We start from the raw sequence: 19,575 nt of genomic DNA, 5'->3' as shown, positions 1-19,575 counted from the left end.
CTCAACCTAATACACTTTTTATGCACACAAACATTCAGTAAAAGTACACAGACCTAGTCTCCATCATAATCAATAATAGATTGGTCAGCTCAACGGCTAATCTATATAACTACTTTAAAAGGTGAATATCATGGATACATTATTAAAATTGCTAAAAAACAACGCAAAACTACATGTGGCAGGCGGTATCACATTATCTTTGATCGGCGTACTTTGCATCAGTTTGCCCTTTCTATCAGGCTTAACCATTGCGAACTTTATTAGTTTAACTATGGTTGCTGCTGGACTTACCATAAGTATCTTTGCCTTTAGTAAAGAGAAAACTCATCACAAGGTTTTGAGTTTTATATCAGGTATCTTTGTAACGCTATTAGGCGTATTTATGTTCATTAACCCGGTAGCAAACTTGTATGCTTTAGCAATGATAGCGGTTAGTTACTTCATTGTTGATGGCATATCAGGGCTGATTTCGACTTATGAAGGGCGTAAGAATAAAGGATGGGGTTGGATGTTATTTAGTGCGATTATCAGTTTAGTGTTAGCTGGCTTACTAATATCTCAATGGCCTTTATCTAGCTTTTATATTGTCGGTACTTTAGTTGGAGTACGGTTCATTTTCACTGGCTTTAACTTAGTTTTACTGGCGGCAACGGGTTTTGGTTTTGTTAATGCGATAACTGACATTAACGAAGAAAATGAAATAACGTTAAAGAACTCGCAATCAAATAACACAGTAAAAGTTGACAACACATCAACATCAGCTCAAACAGTATAATCCTAGCTGGTGTAATGGCTAAATCGACACTACAAACACCTAAAATCAGGCTAAATTATTCGCCTAACCTTTGGCTTACTGGACAGCATATCCAGTAAGCCATTTTCCTTTCTAATAAAGAAAAATAAAGCAAAATTAAGCCATTAATACCGGACAATGTTCTGGTAAAACCAAATTAATTGCTTTTGGCATTACCTGATAAAAAATTTCATTTGCCTTAATAGGCTCACCATCTAAGTTAGTCGGTAGCTCAACATCAGACTTCCACTTAGCCCATGGCGCTCTAAATCTTTTAACATAATCACCATTTATTTGAGCATTAAGCAACTCATCAATGACTTGCAAGATATGCTCTTTTGGAAAACTAAGTAAAGCAACAATATCAAGTAAACCATCATCAATGAGGGCACTGGGTGCTAACTGCTGCCCTCCACCTGCTTGTTTTGAGTTACAAATAGCACCAACAATAACATCACTAGTTAATGAAATATCAGGTAATATAAATTCCCCATGGTAAGGCGTAAAACTTAATGCTTGCACCAAACCGTTTAGGGTATAAGCGCCACCGCCGAGGAAATTTTTCAATTCAACCGGTGTACTTGTGGTCACTATGGCACCAAAGCCACCGCTAGCAACATTAATAAAGTACTGTTCATTCGCTTTAACACAATCAACCAAATGAGCTTTTCCCTGTTGAGCTAATCTTAAAGCCGAAAAATAATCAGCGGGAATGGTGCAAGCAGTGGCAAAATCATTTGCGGTGCCAAGAGGTAAAATAGCGAGTTCAGGTCTGTCATCGAAAGAGATGTGCATAAAGGCGTCAACGATTTCTTTTACTGTACCATCACCACCACCAACAATAAGCCGCTTACAACCGTCTTCGCAAGCTTCCTTAACCAATCTAGCAACATCACCCGATTCCCAAGTAACCCTAACGTCAATAGCACTATATGTTCTTGCTTGAAAAATAGCAGCACGAACAGGCTCAAGTCCAGATTTTTTCCCATTGATAATTAAACGAATATTTTCCATTTATTAGCCCCAAAACCATGATTAATAAACCTTAGCATAGCAGTAATTAGTTAGTGTCGAGTAAACCATAACAATTCAAGTATTGAGCAGTTCACAATGCAGATTTCTCGTATTCAGCAACTTAATACATGCAAAATTAACCGGCGAACCTGCCTTCTTAGCGCACCAGACAAAGTTAATAGACTGCCATGGCTAACTTCATTTCTAAGACACATCACCCTAAGAAAAGTACACATTCATAATAACAAAGTACACAGCCTGGACTGCAGGTTGACGATAAGCTTCATCTCACAACTACGCACATAGATGGAAATGATGATGAACTTTCGCAAAAACCTTATCGCCCTTGGTTTCACACTAGCTGCGATTAATGGCAGTGCTCAAGCCGAAGAAAAAGAATATCAAGATATGTCCGACCCTATGGCGGTTTATACCCAAGCAGGAGCTGGCATCACAGACAAAGGCATTAACTTCAAAATAGGACAAACCTATGATACTGGCAGTGCCACTACGATGGGAATGAATTTATTTGAATTTAAGGGGTTATCGGGAGAATCACTTGGTATCCGAGACAATGATGAAGCATTGTACGAAACGGTAGACAATTCATTGGATTCAATTCGCTTTCGGAACTTTGAAGTTGATATGACTAATGGTCGTGGCAGCCAAATCGATGCTATTTTTAATATAGACAAAAAAACGGTCGATTTATCCTATAGCCTAATTCAGGCTTTACCCAAATGGGGCTTTGTCCAGATTTACCCACTTGCTGGTGTCGGCTTAACTGCTGCCAACGATAGCGAAGACGGCCTCAAATTACCTGGCACCTTTGCTGTTGTTGGTTTTTATGGCAAATTTACCTTAACCGACAAACTCTGGGTCAACTATAACCCGTTATGGTTAACTACCTTGACCGGTAGCGATAAATATCAAAATGAAAATTATGCTGGTGACAGTCAACTATTAACCCATGAAGTTGCAGTATCTTATCAGTTCACACCGCGTTTTAATCTACGCTACTTTTCAAATTGGAATGAACACGTTAGCTTTAGCGATGGTGATCACCGCATTGAATTCAACTACCAATTCTAAATTATGAAGCTTATCACTACAGATAACAGGAAAGATTATTATAATCTTTCCTGTTATCTGTTGTTTCTTCCTCACCGTATAATGAATTGCCGCTATGGTCAGTTGATTTTACCTCTAGAGCACACTAGTTTTAGGTAAGTACTATCGAATCATCAATGGGTTAAACTAATGACATTTAAAACAGTGACATTTAAAACAGTGAACACTTCATTATATCTCTCACCTTTCTTAAAATTATACTTGGTAATTTTAATTTTACTTTTCTTGTCATCTTGTAGCTCTAGCCTTCCTGATAATACAACGTCGGTCGCCACTTTTCATTTATCCAATAAAGAGCCATCAACCTTATATAGCCTTTATCAACGTTTGCAGCCTGAAAACATCACTGAAAAAACTGGTTTTTCGTTACTTAATAATAGCAAAGATGCTTTTTTAGTGCGTACTGCAGCCATTGAACTTGCTGATCACACCCTTGATTTACAATATTACCATTGGAAAAATGATGAAGTCGGTCAGTTATTAATGGCTGGTGTACTGAGGGCCGCAGATAGAGGAGTACAAATTAGGTTGTTAATAGATGATAGTAATTCTTGGGAGTCTCATCAAAATCAAATTGGATTAGCTCATATAAATCACCATCCCAATATTTCCATTAAAATATATAACCCTCTGGGTGGCTCGTATTCAGGTTCCTTTATGCGCAGTTTGGCTTTGTTAGGAAATTTTGAGCGAATTAATCATCGCATGCACAATAAACTATTTATTGCTGATAATCAGTTGGCTATTTTTGGCGGTAGGAATATCGGTAATATGTATTTTGGTGTTGATAAGCGTAAAAATTTTCGAGATATGGATATCTTAGCATTAGGGCAACAAGTTGAAAATATTTCGGTAGCGTTTGATGATTATTGGAATAGCACTTGGGCTTACAATGTTAAGTTAATTGAAAAAAGTATTTATTCGGTAGCTGAACTAGCTGTCGCAAGACAAGATTTTAGCAAGCGCATAAACAATTTAAAAGATTTCCCTTATCAAATTCCGGCTAGAGAAGAACTGTTAACTTTACTAAATAACTTCGAACATCAGCTAGATTGGGCAACCCTCAGCGTTTATGCTGATCCGCCGCGCAAAGATCTACAAGATCAATCGACTCATGCTTATAACCGATTACGGCGTGCCAATTTGACTGAGCAAAAAAGCTCGATAACTAGCTCTCCTTATTTTATACCTACTGAACAAATGATTGCACAGGCTAAAAAGCTCGTTGATAACGGCGTTAAAATTACAGTATTGACCAACTCACTTTCTTCCAATGATGTCACCATGGCACAATATGGTTATGCCGATCGACGTAAGTCACTGCTAGAAGCTGGAGTAGAACTCTATGAAATGCGCGAAGATGCCCTTGATCGTAATGATTATACCGCTGAAAAATATCGAGATACGGCTATTGGTTTACATGCTAAAGTTTCGGTTATTGATGATAAACGCGTGTTAATTGGCAGTTTTAATATTGATCCCCGATCAACATTAATAAATACTGAAGTTGTTATCGTAATCGAAAATATAGCCTTAGCAAAAAAAGTTAAACAGGCATTATTAACAGATATTAACCCTCGAAATAGCTACCAAGTATTCTTGGAAACGAATGACAAAGGCCATAGTCACTTGCGTTGGCGGGGAGAAGAAAATGGAAAAATGGTTATTCATAAACATGAACCAAATGCTAACTTTTTGAAAGTATTTGGCGAGTTACTATTTGGTTTGCTTCCTATAGATGACCAATTGTGATTTTGATTTTGATTTTGAGCTATCAGTACTGACTACTTAACAATGTGACATGCTCAAATCCAGACAAGATGAACGCTCGATACTTAGAAGCCAATGCCATCAAACAGCTAGGTTACCCGGCTGAATCTGGACTTTGGGGGAACTATTACTTGGTCGTGCAAAGGAGCTTCGCCAGGGTTATAAACCCACTCCAGCTGGGGATACCATGGCAGTTGCCAGCAATTAAGTGACTGGCATAATATTTAGTTTTTGTTTAGCTCTGCACTTGTTGGCCTCTCTATTTGTTGGGCTCTTTATTTTTAGGAAGTTAAACCACTAACAATTTAGTTTGCTCAGCACTTCTTTCGCTGTATCTGTCGAGTAAAAATTCACTTTGATCTCGGGTTAAATAAGTGAAACGCATCAACTCTTCCATCACATCAACAAGTCGGTTTCTGTAGGGCGAAGCTTTCATAATGCCCGCCTCGGTAAACTCGTTATAAGCTTTTGCAACAGACGATTGATTTGGGATTGTTAACATTCTCATCCAACGCCCTAATAACCTCATGTTGTTGACTGCGTTAAAGCTTTGTGAGCCACCGGTTACTTGCATTACCGCTAAGGTTTTACCTTGTGTTGGCCTTACTGCGCCCATTGATAAAGGGATCCAATCTATTTGAGTTTTCATTACCCCTGACATGTTGCCGTGAATCTCTGGTGATGACCATACTTGTGCTTCAGACCATTGCACTAATTCTCGTAATTCGATTACTTTAGGGTGCTCAGCTGAATCACTATTATCAAAGAGTGGCAATCCTTTAGGATTAAAGAACTTCACTTCAGCGCCCATACTTTCTAATATTCGCCCTGCTTCTTCAGCGGTTAACCGACTAAATGATCTTTCACGTAATGAGCCATATAACATCAATACTCTAGGCTTATGAATGCTAACGGTGTTAACTGTTGGTTTTAGGTTAAATTGTTCGTTTTGTAAGAAGTTCATAAATATCTCTCATTAGTTCATTTACCCATAAGACGACTGACCTTGGGAAAAGACGAAAAAAAAGATAAAAAACATAATAAATGATGGCCAAAGTGTAAATAAGTAGCTTAATTCAACTAACTTTTTAGTCTTTTGTGCTTGTTGTTGGTTTACTATAGAGGCAGAGATAGCAGCTGAGATTGTCAGTAAATGAAAGTTGAAGATATATGGTTAGAATACCGAGCGGCGTTGAAGCGATTTTTACACGCTAAGGTTGCCAATGAAGCGGATGTAGACGATTTATTGCAAGATATTTTAATAAAAACCTATAACAATCTCGATGCGGTAAAAACACAAAAAAGTGTTAATTCGTGGTTATTTCAAATCGCTAATAATACCATCATTGATTATTACCGCCAGAAAAGCCGAAAAAATGCCCGTGCGCAAGTGGCAAGTGATGAGGAGATTTTTGCCCTTGAAGAATCACCACAGAGCTCAGTTGATTTATCAAACTGCATATCTCCTTTTATAAACGCACTGCCTGATAAAGACGCGAGTTTGTTAACCGCGATAGATTTACATAATCAATCACAAAAGCAATATGCACAGCAGATGGGTATAAGCTATTCGACCTTAAAATCCCGTGTGCAAAAAAGTAGAGGTTTACTTAAGCAGGTATTTGACGATTGTTGTCATTTTAAAATTGATAAAATCGGCAATGTTTATGATTATGATGTCAAAAACAAAAAAGATAAAAACTGTCAGTAATCGGTTTTACTTGTGCCTGTGATGGCGTGTACGGTGAAAGGTGATGTGTGAAATGGGATGTCATTTTAGTTATTTACATCCTATGATCATTGCTTGCAGATCCTCCGCTTTAGTCACACGAAAGTTAATCCGCGTAACCACTGCCAATGGCACTAAAAGGTAACTCTAAACCAAGCTCTGGTACTTGAAGACCAATCCAAGCGACAAAGGTATTGCTATTAGGACCTGGGAAAACACTATACTCATTTGCCCAAGGATAAAGGGCGATAGCCTGCAAAACCTTAGGAATGAGCATTGCGGCTTTTTCACCTTTAATAGAAAGTAATAACTCAGGTTTTGAGCCATACCAATATCTATCAGGTGTTAAGGTTTGATATTGTCTAATGGCAGGTAATCCTTGTTTTACTTGCCAACCAATCACCTCATAAACCCTATATTCCATGGCTTTTTCTTCTTTGATGACGATCCAAGGATGAACAGCAAACCAGCCACGCCAACTAAAAGCATCCGCCGCATAGAATTCAATGATTGCTCTGTTATCTTCACTTGGCGCAGAGGCAATACCTGCAGGCTGTCTACTCGCTGTACGCCAATCGTTATTCGAACAAGCACTGATAAGTAATACAATGCAGAGCATACTCAAAACTCTAATATCTCTCATATAACATTCCATACACCGGTTGACTGATGACTTTCCATTACCCTAGCTCGCACGGTTAAAGCAAGATTGGGCTTTATTGAATTTAAGTTAAGTTAACTTATTTAATAAAAGATAGTCGTTATTTAATGAACGGCAAATCAAATTAGCTGATCTCTTTTATCGCTCGTCCTATGCCATCAACGGTTAACGGAAACATTTTATGGTTTATCAACTCATTGATCAGCGCTATAGAGTGATAATATGACCACTCTGGCTCTGGCTGCGGATTTAACCAAGCTACTTTGCTAAAGTGGCTGGTTAGTCTATTCATATAATCAGCCCCTGGTTTTTCATTCCAGTGTTCAACACTACCGCCAGGATAGGTGATTTCGTAAGGCCCCATGGTCGCATCACCAACAAAAATCACCTTATAGTCAGCGCCAAAGGTTCTGATGATTTCTTCTATCTCAATGGTTTCGGTGTAACGTCTTTGGTTGTCGCGCCAAACCTTTTCGTACACACAGTTATGAAAATAGAAGAACTCTAAATGTTTAAATTCACTGTGCGCTGCAGAAAATAATTCTTCGCAGGTCTGAATGTATTCATCCATAGAGCCGCCAATATCGAAGAACATTAACACTTTTACCGCGTTATGACGTTCTGGCTCCATGTGTACGTCTAAATAGCCGCCATTTTTCGCCGTTGCCGTTATCGTGGTATTGATATCCAATTTTTCACTGGCACCAGTTCGGGCAAATTTACGTAATTTTTTCAGCGCCAACTTGATATTTCTTGAGCCTAATTCACGGTCTTGGTCGAAGTTTTTAAACTCACGTTTGTCCCAAACCTTTACCGCACTGTTGTTACGGTTTTTATCCTGCCCTACTCTAATACCTTCTGGGTTATAACCATACGCGCCAAAGGGCGATGTACCACCAGTACCAACCCATTTACTACCGCCAGCATGGCGTTTTTTCTGTTCTTCAAGTCGCTCCTTTAGCGCCTTCATTAATTCATCAAGGCCGCCTAACGACTTAAGTTTTTCTTTTTCTTCGATGCTGAGCTGTTTTTCAAACTCTTTTCTTAACCAATCTTCCGGTAACAAACGGTCAAAAATATCAATTTGTTCAATGCCTTTGAAATATTCAGCAAAGGCGCGATCATACTTATCAAAGTGAATTTCATCTTTAACCATCACTATTTTGGCAAGATTATAAAATGCATCCACATCCGCGAAAATAACACCCTTTTTTAACAGGGCAATTAAATCTAACAGCTCGCGTAAACTACAGGGTATTTTGTGTTTTTTTAGGGTTAGGAAAAAATCAATGAACACGGCGCTACTACCTGTTTCTACGACTCATAAAGGCGAGTTTCTCCATTAAAGAAACGTCTTGTTCATTCTTTAATAGAGCGCCAAATAGCGGAATAACGCCTGATTTATTATCCATTAATACCTCTTGAGATATATCATCAGCCATCAGTAGTTTTAACCAATCGATTAATTCTGACGTGGAAGGCTTTTTCTTAATGCCCTTTAATTCTCTTAGCTCAAAAAACACTTCGAGTGTTTGGGCGAGTAAATCTTGTTTAACGTGGGGGTGATGAACATCAATAATTTGTTGCATTTCAACTTTTGTTGGGAACTTGATGTAATGGAAAAAGCAGCGTCTTAAAAAGGCATCTGGTAATTCTTTTTCATTATTTGAGGTAATAATGATGATCGGTCTTTGTTTTGCTTTGATAACCTGCTGGGTTTCATAAACAAAGAACTCCATTTTATCAAGTTCTTGTAATAAATCGTTCGGAAATTCAATATCCGCTTTATCTATTTCATCAATGAGCAATATACAGCGTTGTTCTTCTTCGAACGCCTGCCATAATTTGCCTTTAATAATATAGTTACCGATATCATTTACCCGTTCATCTCCGAGTTGACTGTCACGTAAGCGCGATACCGCGTCATATTCGTACAAACCTTGCTGCGCTTTGGTGGTTGATTTGATGTGCCATTGGTACAATTTACAATTGAGTGACTTAGCCAACTCTTCCGCTAATTGTGTCTTACCTGTGCCGGGCTCGCCTTTAATCAATAACGGTTTTTCTAACGTGATAGCAGCATTAACGGCTAAGCGGAGATCGTCAGACGCAATATAATTTTCGGTACTGTTAAACATGTTGTATTACCTAATGAGAGTCTATTAAGCTGACAACTTATCCAATGGATTTTTTCAAAAAAGTAAGTCATTGGAGTAAGTTATCAAGATAAGTCATTGAAATAAGTTCACCGAAAAAGTGACTTAACATTTATCAGATGATTTATTATGGCTTTGAAAATAACACATCATACCAGTTTAAATAATTAGGTAAACTATTACGCTCTATAAGCTCAACATGCGCTTTTTGAGTCTTGCTAAGTCAATTGCGTTTGACCTTACAGTGACCTTAATATGGTCAAACTCGTAATCTTCCTTAGTAACACTCATGCTTGAGCGAATTTCACCTATGATGCCTTTAGCGGTATAAGGAACAATAATCTCTTCTTCGATCATCTCGTCCTGGGCAATACCAACAATATATTTATGTAATTTACTGACATCAGCCTTATTACGAGCAGATGTCATCATGGCTTCAGGAAATTCTTCCATCAGCGCTTGTTGTTGTTCAGCACTAAGTAGATCTGATTTGTTTAATATCAGTAATTTTCTACTGTCCTCAACACCTACTTCTTCCAGCACGCCATGCACCACATCAAGTTGCGCACGAAAAGAAGGATCTGAAGCATCTACCACATAGAGTAATAATGAAGCATCCTGCGCTTCTGCTAAGGTTGAGTGAAATGAAGCGACTAAATCGTGTGGTAGTTTTTTAATAAAACCAACAGTGTCTGACACTAATATTCGAGGCTGAGTGATGGGGAATAAGGCACGAACTGTGGTATCAAGGGTGGCAAACAGTTTGTTTTCACCTTCAACATCACTACCGGTAATCGCTCGCATCAATGATGACTTTCCTGCATTGGTATAACCAACTAAAGCGACACAAAATAGTTCCGCGCGTTGAGTACGTCGGCCCTTCATTTCATTTTGAACACTGACCAACTCGCGCTTGAGATCAGCTAACTGGTCACGCACTTTACGGCGGTTTAGCTCTAGCGTTGTTTCGCCAGCGCCTTTACCCATTTGACGTTCTTTATCGCCACATGAGGTCTCACGTAGGCGCGGCGCTACATAATTAAGACGGGCAATTTCAACTTGTAATTTTGCTGTTTTGGTACGAGCATGACGACTAAATATTTCAATAATCACGCCGGTACGGTCAAACACCTCTACACCTAATTGATTCTCGACATTACGCAGTTGAGACGGAGTTAAATCGCAATCAAATACCACAACATCAGCACAAGCAAACGGTAAGTTGTCTGACGGAATATCAGTAAATGGCGTATCATCTACTTGTTCTGCAGATACATCCAAGCTTTCATCTATTGCGACGCTTACTTCACCTTTATTACCGGTAAGGTGTGCTATTTCAGCTAGCTTGCCTAACCCCAGTACATTAACTTTTTTAGTCGAACTTTGCTTCTGTGATTGAGTGCCCACGACTTTAAAGCCGAGTGTCGTCACTAAACGCGCCAGCTCTGCTAGTGATTCGGTTGCCTCATCACCTTTAAAGTCAGGGGTGCAAATAGAAATAAGTAAAGCGTGATTAAGTGATGTTTTTGCGGTTGGTTGCATATATTTGATATTAGTACACCTACTACCCCATTGGGATAGGTGCAAACCTATTTTTAGCTAAAGTAGCTAGATCCTACGCTGATATAGCTAAGCTTGACAGCGGAATAACACACTATTATCGATATAATTAAACTTAGTAGCCATAAGACTGAACTTTAAGACTTAACATAAGTTAGATTCAATGGTTTTGTGCGAAGTAATACAAGCAGGATTTCGGCCGAAAATAGCCGTCTAATGACTTAAGGTAGTATATTGGTTAGTAGGTGAAAGCTTTTAACTAGAGACAAAAAAAGTTTCTGATTTATGGTCAGAAACTTTTCAGGAGTGTGGCGCATTGGATAACTTATTGGAAAATACTATAACAATAAACTGGATGTTATTTTTGCTAATTAAGCCGTTGCCATCGCTTTTTTCATATTCGCTTTAATTTCTTTGATATCACAATTATCAAGTAACAATAAGACATCAGCTAAAGCACTACGCAGTTCGGTACTTTCTTTGAGCGTTTTTTTATTTTGTATATGTGATATTGATTCTCTATTCATCACGGTATTGAGCATTTTTTTCAATACCTCGGCATCATCAATTTCTAATTCTGCTAGAGGACTAACTGTGACCTTATTATAAGCGTTATAAATAAGAGTCAACGTTTCTTGAGATTCTTTTAATCTTTGCATTTTTTATTCTTATTTAATTTAGTTGAAATTTTAGACTACATCAATTAAACACTTTGTCTATAAGAGATTGATTATATTTATCAAGTTGATTAGGACATCAAACTCAAACACCCTGGCGCGAATAGCATTAATCAGACAAGCTCTTTACCTCAACAATCCATGGCTCTAGACGATTGCCCCAGTTGATGTCTACGGCATAACGAGGCAGGTTAATCTTTCGTCTATCTCGTTTATTAAAATTAGCCAGTATTTGGGTATATTCCAGTGGAATCATAATATTACGCACCGATAAATGCCTTAACATCAAGCTATAATCTTTATCATTACTATGGTAGTAAGGTTTAGCTACCCCTTTAACAATGACTATATTTTGCTGACCAGAGAACTGGACCGCCAAGGTTTCATAATCAGCTGATGCTTCGATAAAAAATAAACGACTGTTGGTGGTTTTTTCTCTTTCTAGATTGTCGTTGTATTCCGTTTTCATACGACTGGTAGTATCGTTGGGGTTTTCTTGAAAAGTTGTTAAAGCGCTTTGGTATTTCATTGCTGCTTTTTCAATTTCTGCTTTATGAAGCGCACCATCAAATTCAAATGCCCAATACAGCTCTCTAGACTCAAGCCAGTAATTATCTTTAACGTCCCTTTGATCAAAGCCAAGCGCTAAGAGTTCATCTTGGTATATCTTTATATCTTTTGAATTATACCGGCTATAGTTTTCGCTATCACCCGTGGGTGTACGCCAAATAATGGCAAGGGATAGACCCGAATTTTCTTTTTTAGAACGGCTAATGTAAGGAAGAGATAGCTCCCTTTCACTAAGCATTAATTGTGCGGTAACTCCACCCATACGATTATAGGCAGTACCGCTCAATGCCACTATATTAGTGCCAATTAATATTGTCAGCCCAATTAACAGGTACTTTTTCATTGTGAGACTCCTTCGCTGATATTGCTTAAACGGATCCGCTTAAACACCATTAAGGCAAGTAAAGCCGTTAGGCCTAAAACGAAGAAGAAGATATATTTAGGTATCGAATCCCACCACCAATCAAAAAGTTTGGTATAAAGAAATAAGATAAAAAAGACATTACCGGTATTGGTTACTTCACCCCAATGACGCTTAACCCCTAGCCAAATCGCCGCTGCCGACAAGACAAAACCGATCAGTTGGTAAAAACCTTCAATGGTATCGGAAGACCAGCTTAAATAACTTATTTCCCCCCAATTAGAGAGTATTAATACTGGCAGGAATAACATTATCATCGCCATTACTCGGTAGATGGAGTCAAAACCGGTGAAGTGTTTGTGATTAGCAAAATGCGGTAATATAAAGATGACCAAACTCGGTATGATAAAATTTTCCGGCCTTTCGCCAAAACTTATCCAATACATGCCACTCCAACTGCCCATTTTCATGGCAATAAAGCTACTGACACAGACAATACCAAAGAATAATAACAAGCGTGCATTACAAGCATAAGCGAGGGTAAAACTAAAAGCGGCCCATATGACAAAGGCATTTGGTGAGGGAGTAATATTAAATATTTGCCCCAACATTGAAAGATTTAAGACAAAACAGGACAAACTTACCAAGGCGGCAATTTTTGAAAAGTAGCTGTTTTTTTCTTGTTGAGCGAGATGTAACGCTAACAAGAATAGTACAACGGGTGCGATAATTAATATGGCCACTTGAATAGTCGTACTAAGGTAGCCCCAAAATTGATAAAACAGAAAGAATAGACTGATCGCCATGGCTAATGCGCCAAACAGTGACGCTATTTTCATGCCTAGGGTCAATTGTTTGGCTTGAATACTGGTATCCACGTCATACATTGAAGATAGCTTTAGCAATAACTGACGATGGTGATCCTCAACCTTGCTCACATGCTCAGCAGGTATCATTAATACATCGTCATTTTCTAATTCAAGCATTTCCTGTTGAAAGGCATAAATTTGATCAACGCGCTGTTGTGCCTCTTTTTGAGAAAACTGCTTATCTTCCATGTGTGGATTCTCCTTAGTAGTCTTTTATTCTGCCCTATTTATTAAAGGGGCGCTAGCAGCGTGAATGTTACCCCGCATCAGGGTTGAAATAACAACACTATTAGCGAAGCTATAATGGTATTGACTTGTAACATCTGTGGTCGCTTTTATCTTAGTATTCATGCGATAATAACTAAAAAATACAGTTCCTTAATCACCTATATAGTTGGTAGCGACCCTAGAATTATGATATCTACTTGTTATTGGTTTACCACGTAATGTACGCTTTTAGGCTATTAGCCACAGGCTTTGTTCTTTTCATAATAAGTCACTCATTGTACGCAAGTAATTTAGTTGTCACACTCGAGGGTAAACTTCCCAAAGCTGTAAAACACAACATACACTCCCATTTAGGTAAATTGCCCGATAGTGACATAGCCCGCTCTGCTTTTATTTATAGCGCCAAAGATAACACTTACCAAGCACTGCAAGCACTTGGCTATTATCGAGCCGAAGTTATTTCATCCGTCATTTCAGCAAAAGTTAATGGCGAAGAAGCTGATAACGACTCATCGCAGCTTATTATTAACATCACCTTAAACTCGCCTACTTTACTCGATAAAGTGGTTATTAGCCTTGATGGTGAGGCGAGTAAGGACCCTGTTTTTCAAGCGTTACTTAACAATCATAATATGAAAAAAGGGGATATTCTTCATCATGGCAAGTACGAAGATTTAAAGTCTGATCTGCTTTCTTTAGGATTACAACGGGGTTATTTCAACGGCGAATTAATTGAAAGTAAAATAGCGATAAAAGCGCAATATCAATACGCTGATATTACCTTGCACTATAACAGTGGCCCACGTTTTCAATTTGGCGACGTTACCTTTAATGATTTTGATTTAGAGCCTGAGTTGTTATCAAGCTTAATCCCTTTTCACAAAAATGAATATTACAGTACCAGTTCTTTTCATGAGCTACAAAATCAACTGCAATCAACGCAATACTTTGGCAGTATTATCGCTGTAGCCAGTGACAAGATTGAAGATAATGTTAATCATCAATACATTGTTCCCATTGATGTCACGCTAACCCCCGCTAAAAGTCATCAATTCGATTTTGGTATTGGTTATGCAACCGATACCGAATTTCGTATTTCTGCCGCCTGGCGTACACCTTTAATCAACAAATATGGCCACTTTCAAGAAACTAAATTGGAATATTCTGAAAAAAATCCGTTAGGTAGGTTTATTTACAGTGTGCCTTTGAGCCACCCCAGAAATGACTTACTTCAATTTCAAGTTAGCATGGAAGAAGAAGACTATGCAGATCTGAGAACTAAATACTTCTCAACGAAAATTGGTAGGTTAGTCAGCAGCAATTTATGGCAAAGACAAATTTATACCCGTTTTCATAAAGAGGCATGGAAGTATGAACTTGATGTCAATGCACCGAATCCTGATTGGTCTGAGTTAGATGCAGCAAATTACCTTATCCCTGGCATCACTTGGTCAAGAACAAAACGTTCAGGATCGCCATTAGACCCAAGCGGAGGTTTTCGACAAACCTACAATATTGAAGGGGCCCATTTAAAAGCCGGGTCTGATAATAGCTTCTTCAGGATTCATGCAAGGTGGAATTACATTACCACCTTGAAGCCTAAACACCGTTTAGTCACCCGTGCAGAGCTAGGGGCCATTTATGTTGACCGAGATGCACAATTAGCCCCTTCTTTACGTTTTTATGCCGGTGGCGACCAAAGTATAAGGGGGTTTGAATACCAATCAATTGGTTCAACCATTCCCTCTTCATCCGATCCTGAACAAGCAGAGCCCATTGTTGTTGGTAGTACCAGGCTGATGGTGGCAAGCATAGAATATCAATATTATCTTAACGACAAATGGCGTATTGCCCTATTCTCCGACGGTGGTAGTGCTGCTAACAAAGGTGAATTTGAGCCGGTCTACTCTTTTGGCTCAGGTTTACATTATATTTCACCGGTGGGCGCGATAAAGTTTGATGCTGCCTATGGTATTAATGATTATGATGATGAAAAAAATAGTTGGCGACTGCATGTTAGCTTAGGCGCTGAACTATGATTTGGCGAAAAATGACATATAACATGGCTTATAAATTTACTTATAAAGTGATGAAGTGGTTAATCCTACTTTTTTGTTTAGGTACCGTTTTACTGACCACACCCATAGGTAGCCAATTAACGGTTAGCTTACTGAATAACATCGATGGCTTTAATGCGGATTACAAGGCTGGCTCATTAATAAGAGATATTGAGCTCAACTCTTTTCACCTGGAGTTAGCAACGATAGATATTAAAGTGACGGATTTAGCGGCTGTAATTGATTTCTCTTGCTCTTGGCGCAAAACACTCTGTATTGAGACATTAAAAGTCGCTAATTTTTCATTAACTTATGCCAATGAAACCGAAGGTAACCATGATATCAAGCCAACAATTGCAACTTCTATTGATAAGACAAAATTGGATGCTGCTACGGTAAATATTGATAGTTTGTTTGTCATGCCTTTTGCCATTGAAGCGAAAGCTGTTGAATTGTCCAACAGCTATCTAGCAATTAACCAAACTGTGATAGCTATTGAGCAATTCACCACGCAAGTAGACATTAAGGCGAGCCAATTTACCTTCAACAAGCCTACTGCCAATAAATTAACCATAACATTAGAAAAAAGTGAAACTGGATCAACATCATCAACAACTCAAAAACTCGAAGCTGAACCTGAACCTGAAAACAAAGTCTATGCTGCTTTTAGTACCTTGCCTGAAGTTAATTTACCTATCTCGTTAGCCGTGCAACAATTATTCGTTGAACAACTCCGTATTATCGAATTAAAGGCAAACAGACCGGTTAACATATCGGTTAACAATGATGAACCCTGGCCGTATCTACGTAACCATCTGACGGCGACTTGGTCAAACAATGACGTTAACATCACTGATTTTAAAACTTCAACAGCAGACTATGAAATTAAGCAGTCTGCGCTCAAGACGGTACTTATACCACCTTATCAAATCAATGCGCAGGTAATCGCCCAACTAGATAATGTGCCCCATTGGCCACAAGCGTCTAACTCAACAGTAGAACTCAACCTGCAAGGCTCCTTTGCTGAGTTAAGCGCGAATATTACCAGTAACGGTAGCGTATCGCTGAGCAGCCAGGGGAAAATTAACTTAACGCACCCGCAACTTCCTTTTGAACTACAATTATCGGCTGATAAATTACCCCTACCCTTGTCTTTAGCGCAATACGGCAAACCATCGTCTTTGTCATTCGACGTTACTGGTGATTTAGTTGAGCAAACACTTCATTTAACTAGCCAACTTAATAGCTACGGTTATAAGAATGCTCAATTGAAAGTATCGGCGAGACATCAACAAGGCTTAATCACCCTGAATGAATTGGCGTTCAACGAAAAAAACTCTAACAGTCAGTTAGGACTACACGGCCATATTGACCTGCAGTCAACGGCGACAAGTTGGCAATTGTTTGCTGATTCCTCTGGTTTTTCTTTACCGAAAATCGACCTCAAGGCGTTAGTTTTTCCAAGCGATATTAACAGTACTCATGCCTCCACTAACGTAAACGCCAACACGAACGTTAACGCCGAATCCCAAGACAACTTTATTGAAGACTTATTGCCTGATGTTATCAAGGGGCGAATTTCAGGAAAGATCGGCAGCTCTGGTTCTTGGTCATCATCAAAATGGGCAATCTCGGTGAACGATACCGATGTATCTGGTTTTATTAATGATTCTGAGTTCCTCATTAAAGGTGATATCGCCTTGAATCAATCCGGTTACTTCTCTTCCGGTGACCTAGCACAAGGAGAGCTGTTGGTTGTCTTTGATAAGGACCAGTTAACATTACAAACGGTTGACGATAATAACTGGCACGTTAACGGTCAATTAACCATTGCAGAGATTAATCGTTGGTATCCATTCGCAAACGGAACTGTCACCAGTGATTTCAGCATTAAGGGCAGTAAAAATGACCCCGTTATTACCCTTAATACTCAGTTGAATAATCTCCATTGGCAGCAGTTTTATAGCCCAATGTTAAACATAACCGCCAGTTATCAGCCATTTAACAATCATAAAACGCAGTTGACAGTAAAAAATGATTGGTTGGATATCACCGATAAAAGCAGTACTACCAGTATCCCCAATATTTTCCTTAATATTGCCGGTGATCTTGCTGAGCACCAGTTACAACTTAATTGGCAAGGCGAACTTGCCGGGAATTTAACGTTATCAGGCCAGTGGCATGAAGCACAAAACAATTGGCAAGGCGCTATTGAAGAAGCAGCATTAACTTATCAGCAAGAAACGTTGCGCAATAACCACGTTTTCTCATTGAATTTTAATTTAAACGATCAGCAGCTACGCATAGAGAAACATTGCTGGCAAGGTAGCGGCATTGAAGTGTGTTTACCTTTTGATGCCATTGTTGGTGAATCAGGAGAGTTAACACTCGCCTTAAACTTAGATTTATCGTTAATAGATAAGATGTTTTTGCCCAACGAGGTGCAACTACAAAGTAAGATTTCAGGTGATATAACTGCACAATGGTCACCTACTCAAGCCCTGTCAGCACAAGCTGATTTTGCTTTGTCATCTGGCAACATAAAAATCACTGATCAGTACAATGATAAACAAGTGAGTCAATGGCGCTTTGGTGAGCTTTCGTTCAAGGTAAACGAAACGAAGATGACCAGTAAATTCCAATTACAAGACGGACAAGAAAAACCGCTGATAAACATCACCTCAAGCATTCACTTTACTGATGAATTACCTATTGATGAGCTACCTCTTGAAGCTCAAATAGAACTTAATCAGTTTAACTTGCAACCCTTTCAAGCCCTAATTCACAACGTAATTGATTTACAAGGCTACGTAACTGCCGAGCTAGCAGTGCATGGTACGATAAAGGCGCCGCTTATAAACGGAAAAATAGCACTCGATGGCGGCGAGTTACTGTTAAGTCAAAACCCCAATAAACTAGAAAAAGTTAGCGCTGAACTTCAAATAAACAATAATCAGGCAGAAATACTGGCGGGTTTTTTCATACAAGAGGACAAAGCAACCCTCAATGGCCATCTTGCTTGGCAAGACGGTTTTACTGTCGATATAGATCTGCACGCCAAACAACTTCCCATAGTATTTCCCCCGCAATTAATAGCGAAGATATCACCCACCTTAAACTTTTCATTAAAAGAAAAAGTACTCACCATTAGTGGCATGCTCAATGTGCTTGAGGGAAGTTATAACATTGAAAAGCTACCACAAGGCAGTATTAAACTAAGTGACGACGTCATTTTTATTGATGATCAAGGTAAAGAGCTATTTAAACAAAGATCCGGAATAGTGCTCAAAACCGATGTCAGTCTCAATATCGCCAAAGCATTTACCGTTTCAGGACAAGGTCTAGAAAGTAATTTGTTTGGCCAATTACAGATAACACAACAGCCAAGCAAACCGCTACAGCTTTTTGGTAACATTCAATCTGAAAATGGTACCTACCAAGCTTATGGACAAAAGCTAACTATCGAGAAAGGGGAAATAAGCTTTAATGGCCCACTCACTAACCCCTATTTTAATTTGCGCGCCAGTAGACATATTAAATCGGAAGATATTGAAGTTGGCCTAAAAATCACCGGTTTAGCTGACGCCTTAGATATACAATTATTCTCGACGCCAACCATGGAAGCCCCTGAAATGTTATCTTACTTAGCTCGAGGGCGAGGTTTGGATTCTGGTGGCGGCAGTAGCACCGCAGCAGCAAGTATGCTGATTGGTTTTGGCGTAACAAATAGTGTCGGCATCATTGACCAATTAGAGAAAGTCCCCCTCATCAGTAATATAGCAGTAGATACTGAGGGCGAAGGCGATACTACCCAAGCAACCATCAGTGGTTATATCGGCGAACGGGTTTATCTAAAATATGGTATTGGCGTCTATGAGCCGATTAATGAATTGACGGTAAGATTATATTTACTGAATCGATTATGGTTAGAAGTCGTTAGTGGCATCGAAAAATCGAGTGATCTTTATTATTCATTTGATATTGATTAGTAGCTTGGGA

16 protein-coding genes are annotated in these 19,575 nt (G+C 38.9%); 7 read left to right on the top strand and 9 right to left on the bottom strand.

The features are described from left to right. Nucleotides 1-130 precede the first annotated feature (130 nt). Complete coding sequence (locus tag F580_RS0112200; protein WP_019028017.1) at nt 131-775, top strand: HdeD family acid-resistance protein; 645 nt, start codon at nt 131-133, stop codon at nt 773-775. Between the two features lie 135 nt (nt 776-910). Here the strand turns inward: F580_RS0112200 and yegS are convergent, their stop codons facing one another. Further along, nucleotides 911-1,807 (bottom strand): lipid kinase YegS, encoded by an 897-nt coding sequence (yegS, locus tag F580_RS0112195; RefSeq protein ID WP_019028016.1) that lies wholly within the window; start codon nt 1,805-1,807, stop codon nt 911-913. A 318-nt stretch (nt 1,808-2,125) separates the two neighbouring features. On the opposite strand from yegS, the gene F580_RS0112190 reads away from it, so the two are divergent. The 3 genes from F580_RS0112190 to F580_RS25985 all read left to right on the top strand — a co-directional run bounded on the left by F580_RS0112190 (nt 2,126) and on the right by F580_RS25985 (nt 4,920). Next, complete coding sequence (locus tag F580_RS0112190; protein ID WP_019028015.1) at nt 2,126-2,899, top strand: hypothetical protein; 774 nt, start codon at nt 2,126-2,128, stop codon at nt 2,897-2,899. Between the two features lie 168 nt (nt 2,900-3,067). After that, nucleotides 3,068-4,690, top strand: coding sequence for a phospholipase D-like domain-containing protein (locus F580_RS0112185; protein WP_019028014.1), 1,623 nt, complete (start codon nt 3,068-3,070; stop codon nt 4,688-4,690). Between the two features lie 44 nt (nt 4,691-4,734). Beyond that, the gene (locus F580_RS25985) at nt 4,735-4,920 is read left to right on the top strand and encodes an alkyl sulfatase dimerization domain-containing protein (protein WP_425393329.1); all 186 of its coding nucleotides are present in this window, start codon (nt 4,735-4,737) and stop codon (nt 4,918-4,920) included. A 77-nt stretch (nt 4,921-4,997) separates the two neighbouring features. Here F580_RS25985 and arsH read toward each other — a convergent pair whose 3' ends face one another. After that, entirely contained in the window at nt 4,998-5,672 is a 675-nt protein-coding gene (gene arsH, locus F580_RS0112180) for an arsenical resistance protein ArsH (RefSeq protein WP_019028013.1), read from the bottom strand. 189 nt (nt 5,673-5,861) lie between these two features. Here arsH and sigZ point away from each other — a divergent pair, with 189 nt between their 5' ends. Continuing rightward, nucleotides 5,862-6,419, top strand: coding sequence for an RNA polymerase sigma factor SigZ (gene sigZ, locus F580_RS0112175; protein WP_019028012.1), 558 nt, complete (start codon nt 5,862-5,864; stop codon nt 6,417-6,419). 124 nt (nt 6,420-6,543) lie between these two features. Here the strand turns inward: sigZ and F580_RS0112170 are convergent, their stop codons facing one another. The 7 genes from F580_RS0112170 to F580_RS0112140 all read right to left on the bottom strand — a co-directional run bounded on the left by F580_RS0112170 (nt 6,544) and on the right by F580_RS0112140 (nt 13,480). Next, complete coding sequence (locus tag F580_RS0112170; RefSeq protein WP_019028011.1) at nt 6,544-7,080, bottom strand: DUF3750 domain-containing protein; 537 nt, start codon at nt 7,078-7,080, stop codon at nt 6,544-6,546. Between the two features lie 142 nt (nt 7,081-7,222). Next, the gene (locus F580_RS0112165) at nt 7,223-8,395 is read right to left on the bottom strand and encodes a vWA domain-containing protein (protein WP_019028010.1); all 1,173 of its coding nucleotides are present in this window, start codon (nt 8,393-8,395) and stop codon (nt 7,223-7,225) included. A 7-nt stretch (nt 8,396-8,402) separates the two neighbouring features. Then, nucleotides 8,403-9,236 carry an AAA family ATPase gene (locus F580_RS0112160; protein WP_019028009.1) on the bottom strand — a complete coding sequence of 278 codons (834 nt, stop codon included), beginning with the start codon at nt 9,234-9,236 and terminating at the stop codon, nt 8,403-8,405. A 204-nt stretch (nt 9,237-9,440) separates the two neighbouring features. After that, nucleotides 9,441-10,796 carry a GTPase HflX gene (hflX, locus tag F580_RS0112155; protein WP_019028008.1) on the bottom strand — a complete coding sequence of 452 codons (1,356 nt, stop codon included), beginning with the start codon at nt 10,794-10,796 and terminating at the stop codon, nt 9,441-9,443. Between the two features lie 389 nt (nt 10,797-11,185). Beyond that, nucleotides 11,186-11,473: a hypothetical protein gene (locus F580_RS0112150; protein ID WP_019028007.1), complete on the bottom strand. Its 288-nt coding sequence runs from the start codon at nt 11,471-11,473 to the stop codon at nt 11,186-11,188. A gap of 127 nt (nt 11,474-11,600) precedes the next feature. After that, a complete protein-coding gene (locus F580_RS0112145; protein WP_019028006.1) occupies nt 11,601-12,404 on the bottom strand; it encodes a DUF4824 family protein in 804 nt (267 codons plus the stop codon). Next, entirely contained in the window at nt 12,401-13,480 is a 1,080-nt protein-coding gene (locus F580_RS0112140; protein ID WP_019028005.1) for a DUF2157 domain-containing protein, read from the bottom strand. The genes F580_RS0112145 and F580_RS0112140 overlap by 4 nt, the downstream gene beginning before the upstream one ends. 314 nt (nt 13,481-13,794) lie before the next feature. On the opposite strand from F580_RS0112140, the gene F580_RS0112135 reads away from it, so the two are divergent. Both F580_RS0112135 and F580_RS0112130 read left to right on the top strand, forming a co-directional pair. Then, on the top strand, nt 13,795-15,558 hold the full coding sequence (locus F580_RS0112135) for an autotransporter assembly complex protein TamA (protein ID WP_245560623.1): 1,764 nt from the start codon (nt 13,795-13,797) through the stop codon (nt 15,556-15,558). An 11-nt stretch (nt 15,559-15,569) separates the two neighbouring features. Continuing rightward, nucleotides 15,570-19,565 carry a translocation/assembly module TamB domain-containing protein gene (locus F580_RS0112130; RefSeq protein WP_169338308.1) on the top strand — a complete coding sequence of 1,332 codons (3,996 nt, stop codon included), beginning with the start codon at nt 15,570-15,572 and terminating at the stop codon, nt 19,563-19,565. Nucleotides 19,566-19,575 lie beyond the last annotated feature (10 nt).

Origin of the sequence: Colwellia piezophila ATCC BAA-637, from assembly GCF_000378625.1 — a bacterium.
GTDB classification, from domain to species: domain Bacteria; phylum Pseudomonadota; class Gammaproteobacteria; order Enterobacterales; family Alteromonadaceae; genus Colwellia; species Colwellia piezophila.
Note: the sequence above shows the minus strand (reverse complement) of the source record. Positions and strands in the feature narration are given on the sequence as shown.

Bases quoted from the DNA above. Each gene is read 5' to 3' on its own strand.
- F580_RS0112200 (WP_019028017.1), top strand. From the start codon at position 131: ATGGATACATTATTAAAATTGCTAAAAAACAACGCAAAACTACATGTG.
- yegS (WP_019028016.1), bottom strand. From the start codon at position 1,807: ATGGAAAATATTCGTTTAATTATCAATGGGAAAAAATCTGGACTTGAG.
- F580_RS0112190 (WP_019028015.1), top strand. From the start codon at position 2,126: ATGAACTTTCGCAAAAACCTTATCGCCCTTGGTTTCACACTAGCTGCG.
- F580_RS0112185 (WP_019028014.1), top strand. From the start codon at position 3,068: ATGACATTTAAAACAGTGACATTTAAAACAGTGAACACTTCATTATAT.
- arsH (WP_019028013.1), bottom strand. From the start codon at position 5,672: ATGAACTTCTTACAAAACGAACAATTTAACCTAAAACCAACAGTTAAC.
- sigZ (WP_019028012.1), top strand. From the start codon at position 5,862: ATGAAAGTTGAAGATATATGGTTAGAATACCGAGCGGCGTTGAAGCGA.
- F580_RS0112170 (WP_019028011.1), bottom strand. From the start codon at position 7,080: ATGAGAGATATTAGAGTTTTGAGTATGCTCTGCATTGTATTACTTATC.
- F580_RS0112160 (WP_019028009.1), bottom strand. From the start codon at position 9,236: ATGTTTAACAGTACCGAAAATTATATTGCGTCTGACGATCTCCGCTTA.
- hflX (WP_019028008.1), bottom strand. From the start codon at position 10,796: ATGCAACCAACCGCAAAAACATCACTTAATCACGCTTTACTTATTTCT.
- F580_RS0112150 (WP_019028007.1), bottom strand. From the start codon at position 11,473: ATGCAAAGATTAAAAGAATCTCAAGAAACGTTGACTCTTATTTATAAC.
- F580_RS0112145 (WP_019028006.1), bottom strand. From the start codon at position 12,404: ATGAAAAAGTACCTGTTAATTGGGCTGACAATATTAATTGGCACTAAT.
- F580_RS0112140 (WP_019028005.1), bottom strand. From the start codon at position 13,480: ATGGAAGATAAGCAGTTTTCTCAAAAAGAGGCACAACAGCGCGTTGAT.
- F580_RS0112130 (WP_169338308.1), top strand. From the start codon at position 15,570: ATGACATATAACATGGCTTATAAATTTACTTATAAAGTGATGAAGTGG.